This window comes from Paraburkholderia heleia NBRC 101817 (assembly GCF_000739775.1).
In the GTDB taxonomy this organism is placed as follows: Bacteria; Pseudomonadota; Gammaproteobacteria; order Burkholderiales; family Burkholderiaceae; genus Paraburkholderia; species Paraburkholderia heleia.
On record NZ_BBJH01000001.1, the window covers coordinates 21,627 to 33,691 of the forward strand.

Here is a 12,065-nt window from a genome sequence, read left to right on the forward strand (position 1 = left end):
CGCTCGTCTTGCTCGTTTCGCGGATTGCATCGTCGCGGGTGTCGTCTTCATCATGTGCGCTCGTTCGGTGGCCACGTCAGTAAGCCGAATAGGGGACGACCGGCCGCGGCGGGAACGGCACCGGGCCCTTTTGCGGCGAGAAGAAGTAGCGCATGTAAAGCACGCCCACGTTCGGCGCATAGTCGCGCGAGCGGTCGAGCCGGAAGCGGCCGCCCACCACGAAGTGCGGCGTCACGCGATATTCGGCCGCCGCTTCGACCGTGTAGCTGAAGCCGCCGCCCGAGCCGCCGCCGAAGAACGGCGAGCCGAGGTCGTTGGCGTTCGTGAAGGCGAGCGCCTGGGCCTGCAGGCCTGGGCGCGTCGGGTAGAACGGCGACTCGTTCTCGTTCGTGAACGACATGCCCACCGATCCGTCGATCTCCCATGAAAGCTTCTTGTAGCGTCCGGTCCAGTCGAGCGGAATGCTGACCGAAAAATAGCTTTGCGGGCTGTAGTAGCCGCCGTTACCGAACGTATAGTTGTGCTCGTTCTTCGAGTATTTCCAGTAATTGAGCGTGAGGCCGCTCGACACGATCTGGTCGGGCCGCCTGAACACCGACCAGTCGTAGCCGCTGCGAACCTTGAACTCCTGGTTGGTCTCAACGTTGGTGCCGGTCAGCAGGCCGAAACCAATACTCGTGAAGATCGTGCCAGGCCCGAAGTCCTGCGCGCCGCGCACGGTGAAGCCGTTGCGCACCACGCCGCCCCACTTCTCGCCAGTGACCGGATCGATGCCGCCTGCATAGGAAACCAGGCTGGCGGTCACAGGCCTGCGCGAGACGTCGAGCGAGAGCGACGAACCGCCCTGGAAGTCGTGCCGGTACTGAATGCCGCCCAGCACGCTCGTGATCGGAAAGCCTACCGGCGTGCTGCCGATATCGGCGCGCCAGCTATTGTTCGCACCACTGAACTCGTAACCCGCCGCGAGCGCGACGCCCGTCGCGGTCTCGTTGATGGATCCGAGCCCGGCGTTGCCGAGCGCGGCGATCTTGCCGTACTGGTACGCGACGCCGAGGTCGTTGCCGGGCAGCGTGCCCGCGTTCAGGTAGACCGTGTCGGCGTGGAAGAAATAGTGGCCCGTATAGCCATCGGGAATACGAACGTATAGCGGGACTTCGGTGGCGTGCAACTCGGAAATGCCGGGGTCGCCCGAAAGGTTCGACTGATACCAGCCGGTCGCGACCTGCCCCTGCTTGCGGTCTTCCAGGCCCTGCAGCGCGCGGCCTGCCGACGTCGTGCCGTCGGCGTCGGGCTGCGTGCCTTCTGCCACTTCCTGCGTGCGCGAGGCGCGATAGAGGCTCGCGGCTTCGTTGTAGTTGCCGCGCGCCTGCGCCACGCGCCCCGCCTGGATCGTGACGTCCGGGTTGTCAGGATACTGCTCGCGCAACGGATCGACCACGGCGGAAGCCTCGTTGTTCAGCCCGAGCGCGGTGAAGCGCCGCGCCACGGCAAGGCGCGTGTCGATGTCGTTCTCCGCGGTGTCGGCCAGCACTGCGCGCACCATGTCGGCGGCCTCCCGGTCTCGGCCCATGCGCTCCAGCATACGCGCAACGGCGAGGCGTGCGTCGGCGTCGTCGGGTTGCGTCGCGAGTACCTTTTGCGCGGAGGCCATCGCGCCCTGGTAGTCGCCCTTCGCTTCGCGCAGATCGACGTCTTCGAGCAACCAGCGCCTCGTCGTTTTGAGGCGCTCGGGCACGGCGTCGAGCGTATGGCGGGCGCCCGTCAGGTCGCCCGCCTCGATCTGGCGACCGGTTTCGCGCGCGGCGAGGCGCAGCTCCTGGTCGTCGAGGTTAGCCTTCTGGTCGTCGGTGAGGCCGGGCTGGTCGCGCGTCGCGTCGATCCAGTTCGCCCACGCGTCGTCGCGGTTGGCCGCCGCCAGCAACTCGCCGTAGCGCACGCGCGCGCCGTTCGCCGCCGGGTCGTCGGGGTGCGCCGCGAGCCAGTCCTGCACGAGCTTCAGGCCCCGGTCCGGCTCGCCTGTCGCGATCCACTCGCGCCCGACCGTGGCGAGCATCTGCGGGTCGTTGGCCGCGTTCGCGTCGGCGGCGGCGGAATCGAGCAGCGCGCGCGCCTCGTCTTCCTTGCCCTGAGCGATGAGCTGGCGGGCCTGCGCGATCTTCTTCTGCGCGGCGAGATTGCCCATCAGCTCGCGCATGCCTTCGCTGCGCCCGGCTGCGGGCACGGCGTCGAGCTGCGCGGCCGCCGCATCGACATCGTCCACGGAATTCAGATAGAGCGCCGTGGCGTAGCGCATGTCGGGCGTCTGCGAGACCTTCAGGCCGTCTTCCATGACCTGGCGGCCCAGTGCGGGCAGGCCCAGATCGCGGTATTGGCGCGCGAGCCTGAAACGCGTCCAGGCATCGTCGGGCGTGAGGCGCACGGCTTCTTCGAGCTTCGCGATAGCCGGGCTCTTGCGGTTGTCGGCGAGCAACTGGTCCGCCTGGATCGAGAGCAGCTCGGCGCGCAGCTGCTTTTGCCCAGCGCCGGAGCCGCTCACGCGCGGCGCCGTGGCCGCGATGAGCGGCTCGATCTCGCTTGCGCGACCCGTCTCGCGCAGCACGCTCACGAGGCCGCGCAGCGCGTCCATGTCGGGCTTGGGCGCGTTCACGAGCGGACGCAGCACGGCTTCGGCTTCGAGCCACTTCTTCTGCGCGATGAGCGCGTTGCCGAGGATATCGCTGGCGGTCGTGTTGCCGGGGTCGAGCTTGAGCGCCTCGCGCGCGAGTGTTTCGGCTTCTTCGGGCTTGCCTTGCGAATTCGCCTCGCGCGCCTTGGCAATGGTGCCCCAGATGGTGGCCGTCTTTTCGAGGCTGCGCCACTTGCCGGCGTTGTCGGGGTCGAGCTCGAGGGCGCGTGCGAACAGCTCGCGCGCCTCGTCGTGGCGGCCTTCGCGCAGCCGCACGAGACCGAGCGCGCCGATGGTTTCGCCGTCGTTGGGGTTCGCGCGCTGCGCGCTTTGCAGCGAGGTTTCGGCGTCCTTGAGATCGCCGCGGTCGAGTTGCGCAAGGCCGCGCGCGCGATCGGTGGCGCCGGGCCCGGGGGGGCGTGCCCGCGCCTGGCTGGACGCTCGCGCGTTGCCTGCGGCCGTGGCCGGGGGCGCGCTAATGACGGCCGACGGGTTCTGCGCCAGGGCTTGCGCCTGCGCCTCGCCCTTCGCGCCGAGCTTCTTGCCGAGATCGGCGACGGTCTGCTTTGCGTCGGAGTCGTCGGGCACTTCCTGCAGATAGCGCAGATACCACACGTAATAGGCGGGATCGTCGTGCCCGGCGCTCGCGAGCGCGCGCCGCCACAGTTCGAGCGCGAACGCACGGTTGCTGTCCTGCCGCTGGTACACGTGGTAGATGAGGTTGAGGCCTTCCATGCGCGTGTCGGCGCGGTCGGTGAGCAGGTCGCCGAGGATCAGCGCGAGACGGGGGTCGTCCGGATTGCGCTGCACGCGCGTGCGCAATTCGCTGATCGCCTGCGCGCGGCCCGCGGTTGTGCCGGCCAGGATGCGGTAGTAGTCGCTCGCCAGGTCGCCCGCGGGCGCGCCGTTCGGAAAGAGCTTGAGCAGGCGCGCCGAGGCTTCCTCGCTCTTGCCGGCGGCCGAGAGCAGGCGGATCTGCGCCATCTCCATCTTGCCGCTCGTGGCGACGCGGTAGGCGTCGTCGAGTTCTTTCGTTGCGTTCGCATTCGGCGCGATTTTCTTGAGCTGCGCGAGGATTTTCGCGGCCTCGGCCGGGCGATTCGAGCGCAGCTCGATTTCGCCGAGCAATGCGAGCGCCTCGGGCTGCTGCGGGTCGAACAGCAGCGCTTTTTGCACGAGCCCGCGTGCGATATCCGGACGATTCTTGCCTTCCCACATGCGCGCGGCCGAGAGCAGCTGCGCGGCCTGGGCGGGCGTGGCGGCGTTGGCCGCGGGTTGCGGGCCTGCCTGCGCCGAGGCCGGATACGGCGAGGCCGTGAAGAGCAGCGCGACGATCGGCGCGAGTTTGGGTGCGAGTTTCGGTACGAAAGGCGCTGTGGTGTTCGGCAACGAGCGTTGCGGCATGGGGGAAACCGCCTCGCCCCGCAATGCGTGCGCAGCCGCGCGCCGCGCCTCGCGGCGCGTGCGGCGCACGTGCGCGGCGCGGCGGGCAGACGCGAGAGCGTTCAGCGCGGCGTGGGGCATGCGCTCGTCCATGCTGGGGCAACGCGGCCTTGCGCGTCGAAACGGTAGAACCCGTCGAGGTAGCCGAGCCCGAACAGCATCAGCACGCTGCTGTAGTAGCCAGGCGGCGACTTCTGCGCGAGCGTGCGGCTGCGCCCGGCCTGGGCGTTCGCGAGATCGCTGCGGCCGAGCGCAGCCAGATACGGCGCGACTGCGGCGGAAAAGCCGCCGTTGCCCTCGTTCGGTCCCGGTGTGCCCGTGGTCGTGTCGACGCGCTCGGGCGGAAAACCATGTGTGCCGACGAAGTCGGCGAGCGGCTGGAAGGTGGCGAGCGTGCTGGCGCGCAGCGGGTCGTCGCCCGCGAGCATGCCGGCCCACAGATACACGCGGATCGCGTTGTAGGCGCCTTCGGCGTGCGTTTGCGCGTCGGGGGCGAAGCCGCCTTTCGCGTGATATTCCACCCAGTCGGGCGAGTAGCCCTTGGGCGCGGTCTCGTTCACGAGTCTCGCCGATGAGCCGAGCAGCGCCTTCCATTCGCCCGCCTGCGGCAGCGCGAGCATGAAGCGCCGCATGACCTGGAGCGGCACGTAGCTCGGGTTCAGGCGCCAGCCGTCCTTGCCGATCGTAAAGCCCACGGGACCCGGCAGCACTGTGCGGCCAAGACCCGGCAGCACGGCGGTTTCCTCGCGCACGATGTTGCGGGCCATCACCGTGCCGAGCGCGGTGTAGCGGCGCTCGTTCCAGAGGCGCCCGGCTTCGAGCAGCGTGTACGCGATCCAGAGGTCGGCGTCGCTGGCGGGGTTGCTGTCGATCACGCCCCACTGCGCCTCGCCGGCATGCGCGGCGACTGAGGCGCTAGCCGCTGTCGACGCCGCAACCGGCTTGCCGTCATCGCCGATGTCGCGCCGCCCCCAGATCCATGCCGGTAGATGCGAGGCGAGGTCGCCTTGCGCGAGATTGTTCTCGGTCCACGTGAGGACCTTGTCGAAGCTCGCCCGGTCGTTCGCGACCAGCGCGAAGAAGAGCGCGTAGGACTGTCCTTCGGAAACGGTCACCTGACGCGGCGTGCTCGCGTCGATCACGCGGCCATCGGCGCTCAGCAGCGTGCTGCGAAACGCGTTCCATGCGGGCCACGCGCAGGCCGCTGCCGGGCTGGCGGATTGTGTGGCGCCGGCATTTGCGGCTGGCGCGGCCGCGTGCGCTGTCGCAGCCGGCATCAGCAGCGCCAATGTCGCGGGCGGCACAAGCGGCGCGCAGGCGAGCGCGCCCGCCGCGAGCCAGCGCATGAGCCGTGGCGCCGAAGCGGGCGCGAGCGTAGCCGGGCCCGGGCGCATCGTCAGGTCCCGGAGCGGCGGGAAGCCATGCGGCCGAGCGCCCAGAACACGGTGAGCGCAACGATCAGACCGGCCAGGATGCCCGCTAGCGCCATCAGCGCCGGGTAGCGCGAGATGAACACCCAGGCGCGCGCATACCACGGCAGATCGCCGACGAAATAGCGCGTGCCCACGCGCAGGCTTTCGACCTGGCCGTAGCGCACGAGCGTGAGGTCGCCGTGCATCTGCGAGACCTTGCCGCCGTCCTGCAGCGCATCGAGCACGTCGCCGAGCTGCGCCGACGAAGTGGTGGCGAGCGCCACCACGCTCCTGCCCGACTGCAGCGGCGACTCGAAGCCGATCAGCGCCGCCATCGGCCCGCCGAGCGTGACGATCGAGCGGCCCGACGGTGTCGGGTCCTCGTCCTCGGTGCCGCCAAGCCAGCCGGGCCAGCCGCTGCGCTGGTCGCGCGTGGTCACCTCGGTCCTGCCGCGCTCGATGAGCAGCGGCAGATCCTTGCCCCACTTCTCGAGCAGTTGCGCGCCCGAACCCGAGCCGATCACGAGCAGGTCGCGCTCGCGCACGGTATCCACCTGGCTTGCGGGCACGATCGTCAGGCGCAGCGAGGGCAGGCCGGTCCACTGACCCATGTGGCCGAGCAGCGTGAGCACCGCTTCCTGATCCTTCGTGTCGGGTTGGTCAGGAATCACGAGGGCCGTGTCCGAAAGGTCGGCCATGCGCGTGAACGGAAAACCGCTGTTCGCGAAGAAGGCGAGATTGGGCAGCGCCGTGTAGTGCGCGAAGCCGCTGAAGTCGATGAGCGAGTCGGGATCGACCGCCGCGCGCGCGACATCGTTGGCGGTGGTGGCGCACAGCCCCGTCTTTTGCGAATCGATATGAAACTGGAACTGGAACTGGTTGTCGCTGCCCACGCGGAACGCGGGGATCTCCAGATTCGCTGCGGCGCGCGTGTCGGAGCCCGAGAGCAGCGGCACGTTGATGCGCGCTTCGTCGGAGGCGCGCGTGACGGGCCGCAGACGCTGCGAGCGCACGAGCTGATCGTTGATGCTCACGTTGAGCACCGAGTCGTTCCACGCGGAAGGCGCCGTGTAGCGATAGCGGATGTCGAGCGGCACGTTGCCCCGCGCCCACGCATAGAGGTCGGCGGGCACGCGCAGATTCACGCGGATCGCGGGCGGGTTGTAGCCCGACACCTGGAGCTGCTGCGGGTCCGTCACCAGTTCGCGGAACAGCACGGGGCGGTCGGTGGGCACCCAGTTCGGCGCGTCGTAAGGCTTGCGTGCCGGTCCGGGATCGATTGATTTCACCATCACACTGCTGCCGGCCATGCCGGCCTGCCCGAGCGCAACCGCGTAGGCAGCGTTCAGGAGTTCCTCGGGCGTGCGGCCCGCGAGCACGAGGAGCTTGCGGCCCGACTGCGCATCGGCGGCCGGGTTCGCCATGACCGAGACCGTGGGGCCTTTGATCTCCGGCAGGTTCAGCCCCTCGGGCACCTGGCCCGGCAGCACGAGCGCGACGGCGTTGGCGTCGGGCGGCACCGTGCGCGTGACCGGGAAGCGCGAGCCGCGATAGCTCGCGAGCGCGCCGAGCCACGATGAGACGATGCCCGCCGCGCGCAGCACAGGCACGCCAGCGTTGGCGGCGAGTACGAAGGGCACGCGCACGAGCCGGTTGTCGTGGCGGTCGAAGAACGGCACGGGCAGGAGGCCGACGCTGTCCGGCAGGACAATGGCCGCCGTATTGAGCGTGAGCGACGTCTCGGGACTCACGTCGGCCCAGAGGCTCGAATGATAGGGATCCTCGCAGTGATCGAGCGTGTAGTGCGCGATCATCTGCACGGTGATGCGGTTGTAGTCGGTGAAAAGGCGCGGGTCGAGAGCGACCTCGCTCGTGACGAGCTGCCCGGCGCTTTCCTTCACGAGCGGAATCGTCGCGACGACTTCACCGTTCAGCAACACCCTGAGATGCGAAAGCGACCAGATCAGCGAGGGCGAGTAGGTGTAGACGAGCTTGAGCTTCGCGCCGGTCACGACTTCGTCGGTGCGCACGTCGACGTTCATGCTGGCAGCAGGATCGAGGCCGCGCAGCGCGATCGGCCCGTACGCACCCATCTGGCGCAACGTGAACGTGCGCGTGCGCGGCTGCCCGAGCGGCGTCGACGCGGCGGGCTCGGGAATGACGGTGCCGGGAGCCGTCTGGATGACAACGGGCCCCGTGACGGCGGCGGAAGCCGCGGCCGGAGCAGAGGCTGCAACGGGCACCGGGCCGGATACGTCGTCGCCTGCTCCCGGCGTGGCCGCCCTGGTCGTCTGCGTAGCGGCGACGGCCGACTTGTCCACCGCGAAAAGGCTCGCCCCCAGCAGCAATCCGGCGACGAGCGCGCCCAGCCCTACTTGAACGGAGAGTCGCATCGCAACAGCCCTTTGTTTTCTTCGCAGTGGCTTTCTTTGCAAAGACAGCGGCCATGGATATTGGCGGCGTAGTGCCGCCAGGCGTTATCTCGAAACAGCGTCAATATGTCGTGGAGTTTAGCGGAGAGCCTGGCATCGCGCCCTATGAATGCACGTGTTTATGCCTGTTGCGTAACGCGCGCAGATGACGGGCTGGCGCGGCCCGGCGAGCCGTTTGACAATGGGCCGCGCGGGGTGGGCCGGTGGGTCGGAGCGCCCGGCCATTCCTGCGCGCGCAACCAAAGCGTGGCGGCGTTGCGCTTGCGCAACGCGGGCGCCGGAGATAGCGCGGCGAAAGCCAGCCTTCTCGTTCCTTCAATTAATAAGAATGCCGAATCGGTTGAGCACGCAACGATCTCGCGCGTTTTCCGTCCCGCGAGCGGGCGAGGTAATCTCGAAGCGCATTGCGCGCCTCGAGGAAAATCTGGCTAAAGAATGCGGTCCAATGCCTTCGCGAAGCGGGACACCGTGCCTTCGATGTCATGCAGCTTTTCGAGACCGAACAAGCCGATGCGGAAGGTCTTGAAGTCCTCGGGCTCGTCGCATTGCAGGGGAACGCCGGCTGCGATCTGCAGGCCGGCGTCCGCGAACTTCTTGCCGGATCGTATGCCGTCGTCGTCCGAGTAGCTGACTACGACGCCCGGCGCCTCGAAGCCTTCGGCGGCCACGCTTCGGAAACCCTTGCTAACGAGCAGCGAGCGAATGCGCTTGCCGAGTTCGAGCTGTTCCGCCATGACCTTGTCGAAGCCGTATGCCCCGGTTTCCTTGATCACGTCGCGCAGCGTCGCGAGACTGTCCGTGGGCATGGTTGCGTGGTAAGCGAATCCGCCGTTCTCGTAGGCTTGCATGATCTGCAGCCATTTGCGCAGATCGCAGGCGAAGCTGGTGCTCGTCGTTGCGTCGATTCGTTCGCGGGCGAGCGGGCCGAGCATGACGAGCGCACAACAAGGCGACGCGCTCCACCCCTTTTGCGGTGCGCTGATCAAAATATCGACGCCGTTGGCCTCCATGTCCACCCAGACCGTACCGGAGGCGATGCAGTCGAGTACGAACATGCCGCCTGCGGCATGCACGGCGTCGGACACCGCGCGCAGATACGCATCGGGCAGCATCATTCCGGATGCGGTTTCGACATGCGGCGCAAAGACCAGATCGGGCTTGTTTTCCCGGATCGCCGCGACGACTTCATCGATCGGGGGCGGTGCGTAGGCGGCCTGTCTGCCTTGTTCGACCGGACGCGCCTTCAAGACGATCGATTCGGCGGGAATGCGGCCCATGTCGAAAATCTGCGACCAGCGGAAACTGAACCAGCCATTGCGAATGACGAGGCACTTCTTGTTCGTCGCGAACTGCCGGGCCACGGCTTCCATGCCGAAAGTCCCGCTGCCCGGGACGACCACGACCGAATTCGCGTTGTAGACTTTTTTCAGGGCGCTGGAGATATCTCGCATGACGCCTTGAAAGCGCTGCGACATGTGATTGATCGAGCGGTCGGTGTAAACCACTGAATATTCGAGGAGACCCTCGCGGTCGACATTGGGAAGTAAACCTGGCACGCTCGCCTCCATAAAGGATGAACAAGGTGAGCAGCATTTGCGCTTTCGATGCTGCTGCACCCATGCATAGGGGTTGTTTGCCGCGACGAAAATAGATTCTAACGAAAGCCGTCCGCAGGCTGGTGCCTATTTTTCCGTGGGATTTTGCGTAACGGCGAAGCGCCTCGCGGCGCATGGCAATGGTGCAATGCAAAAGAACCGGAGTCGTGCCCGCTTGCGCGCGGGCGTGCGGCAGCAACCCGCCGCACGGCTATTCTCTTTGGGAATTGGCCTTATGAAGAATCTGCGAATTATCGCTCCGCTACGTGGCAACTACGATCTACCTGTCACTCATCACGCGGCAGAAGATCTTCATGTCAACACGCGAAAGCAAAGCCGCCGTCATTAGCGGCACAACCGGCGCAACAACTGGCACCGGTTTGAACCCTCCCATGCTGTTCACGCCGGTACAAGTCGGCAACCTGAACCTGGCCAACCGGATCGTGATCGCCCCGATGGCCCAGTACTCGGCCGAAGACGGGCTGATGAGCGATTGGCACCTGATTCACCTCGGCCAGCTGGCGCTTTCAGGCGCGGCAGCGCTCACCATCGAGGGGACGGCGGTCACCCCCGAGGGGCGCACGAGTTATGGCGACGTGGGGCTCTATTCGGACGAGTGCGAAGTTTCCATGGCGCGCGTGCTGCAGAGCGTTCGGCGCTGGTCTGACATGCCGATTGGAATCCAGCTCAACCATGCTGGCCGAAAAGGATCGCGGCAGAAATTATGGGACGGCGGCGCACAGATTCCTCATGGTCACGCAAACGGCTGGAACACCCACGGCCCATCCCCGGTCGCTTTTGCGGCCGGCGAGGCACCACCCACCGCCCTGGACCGCGACGGACTGGCCGCCATTCGCGATGCCTTCGCGGCCGCCGCGCAACGCGCCTCCCGGCTCGGCTTGAACTTCATTCAAATCCTGGGTGGGCACGGCTATCTGCTCCACCAATTTCTCTCGCCGCTCTCGAACCACAGGGACGACGAGTACGGCGGCTCACTGGAAAACCGGATGCGCTTTCCGCTCGAAGTTTTCGATGCCGTGCGAGACGCGTTTTCGCACGATCGCCCCGTTACGATGCGGATCTCCGCGACGGACTGGGTGGACGGCGGATGGTCCGTGCACGACGCGATCGCTTTTGTCCGCGCACTGGAGGCTAGAGGCTGTGCTGCGATCAATGTCTCCAGCGGTGGTTCGAACCCGGCGGCGCACATTCCGGTCGGGCCCGGCTATCAGGTTCCCTTCGCAAGGGCCGTGAAGCAGGCGACGACGCTCCCTGTCATCGCCGTCGGCATGATCAGCGCGTTCGAACAAGCCGAATCCATTCTCAGCACGGGAGACGCCGATCTGATCGCGCTCGCCCGCGCCGTGCTCTTCGACCCGCGCTGGCCCTGGCACGCTGCCGCTCACTTTGGGGCTCAGGTCAAGGCGCCGAAGCAGTATCTTCGCGCTCAACCCGGTCGGCTGCGCAAGGTGTTCGTTTGAAGCCGTCTTGTCGACGCAAGGGGCCGGGCCGTCTCAGCGTGCCTGGCCCAACTGCTCTTCGATCGTCCTCGTCAACGGCGATTCCACGCGCCCCGTATGCATTGTCTGCACGGGCTCGATCAGCACGATCCAGCATTCGTCGTCTGCGACCGGATTGTGCAGCGTGCCGCGCGGCACGACGTGTATCGAGCCCGCCGGCAGATCGACGACACGTCCGCCTTCGTACTCGATCTTCAAATGGCCGCGCACGACGAAGAACAGTTCGTCCTCGTGCTCGTGGTCGTGCCAGACGAGCTGCCCGCGCACTTTCGCGACCTTCACGTACTGATCGTTGACCTGGGCGACGACTTTCGGCGACCAGTAATCGGACACGTCGGCGAACGCGGCTTCGACGTCGAACGATTCGGCAAACGGATGACGAGGCATCGTTATCTCCATGCTGGAATGACGGATGCGGCGAGCAGCACGCCCATCGCGAGATTGAGAATGCGCCAGTGGCGCGGCGTGCGAAAGAGCCGGGCGAGCAGCACGCCGAGCGCGCACCACAGCGCGAGCGAGACGCACGCAGCCACGCCGAACGCGGCGCCGAGCAGCAGCGCGAGTCGGTTCGGACTGCTTGCGAGCAGTGCGAACGACGCCGCCGCGCCGACCGTCATCGCCCAGCTTTTCGGGTTGAGCCAGAGCAGCAGAAATCCGTTGACGAGCGTGATGGGGTGCGCGGGGCCGTGACCTGCGTTCGGCGGCCCGCTGTGCGCGATGCGCCACGCGAGCCAGAGCAGATAGGCGGAGCCGACTGCCTTGACTGCCGTTTGCAGCGCCGGCAGCGCGAGCAGCAGACCACCCAGCCCGAGCCCGGCGACGGCGGCGAGCAGGGCCAGGCCCATCGCGATGCCGAGCATCAGCGGAATCGAGCGCGCGAAGCCGAAGCGCGCGCCCGAAGCAGTGGCGAGCGTGGTCGCGCCGCCGGGCGTCACCGTCGCAATGACGACAAACAGGAGAAGCGGCAGGATCGAGGTCATCGTTGCAGATGCGGGAGA

At 67.1% G+C, this 12,065-nt stretch carries 7 protein-coding genes; 1 reads left to right on the forward strand and 6 read right to left on the reverse strand.

Translation table 11 applies throughout. The features are described from left to right. Positions 1-76: 76 nt before the first annotated feature. The 4 genes from BHE01S_RS00100 to BHE01S_RS00115 form a co-directional block, all read right to left on the reverse strand. Positions 77-4,189, reverse strand: coding sequence for a cellulose synthase subunit BcsC-related outer membrane protein (locus tag BHE01S_RS00100; protein WP_245639590.1), 4,113 nt, complete (start codon positions 4,187-4,189; stop codon positions 77-79). Next, positions 4,171-5,502: a cellulose synthase complex periplasmic endoglucanase BcsZ gene (bcsZ, locus tag BHE01S_RS00105; RefSeq protein WP_245639591.1), complete on the reverse strand. Its 1,332-nt coding sequence runs from the start codon at positions 5,500-5,502 to the stop codon at positions 4,171-4,173. Before bcsZ ends, BHE01S_RS00100 begins: the two co-directional genes overlap by 19 nt. Before the next feature lie 2 nt (positions 5,503-5,504). Then, positions 5,505-7,913: a cellulose biosynthesis cyclic di-GMP-binding regulatory protein BcsB gene (gene bcsB / locus BHE01S_RS00110; RefSeq protein WP_042259206.1), complete on the reverse strand. Its 2,409-nt coding sequence runs from the start codon at positions 7,911-7,913 to the stop codon at positions 5,505-5,507. A 467-nt stretch (positions 7,914-8,380) separates the two neighbouring features. Continuing rightward, entirely contained in the window at positions 8,381-9,508 is a 1,128-nt protein-coding gene (locus BHE01S_RS00115) for an aminotransferase class V-fold PLP-dependent enzyme (protein WP_042259386.1), read from the reverse strand. Between the two features lie 431 nt (positions 9,509-9,939). Between BHE01S_RS00115 and BHE01S_RS00120 the strand changes: the two genes are divergently transcribed. After that, the gene (locus tag BHE01S_RS00120) at positions 9,940-11,028 is read left to right on the forward strand and encodes an NADH:flavin oxidoreductase/NADH oxidase (RefSeq protein WP_218000391.1); all 1,089 of its coding nucleotides are present in this window, start codon (positions 9,940-9,942) and stop codon (positions 11,026-11,028) included. Between the two features lie 33 nt (positions 11,029-11,061). On the opposite strand, the gene BHE01S_RS00125 is transcribed toward BHE01S_RS00120, so the two are convergent. Together BHE01S_RS00125 and BHE01S_RS00130 are read right to left on the reverse strand one after the other, a co-directional pair. Further along, a complete protein-coding gene (locus BHE01S_RS00125; RefSeq protein ID WP_042259208.1) occupies positions 11,062-11,454 on the reverse strand; it encodes a cupin domain-containing protein in 393 nt (130 codons plus the stop codon). A 2-nt stretch (positions 11,455-11,456) separates the two neighbouring features. Beyond that, a complete protein-coding gene (locus BHE01S_RS00130; RefSeq protein ID WP_042259211.1) occupies positions 11,457-12,047 on the reverse strand; it encodes a LysE family translocator in 591 nt (196 codons plus the stop codon). Between the last annotated feature and the right edge of the window lie 18 nt (positions 12,048-12,065).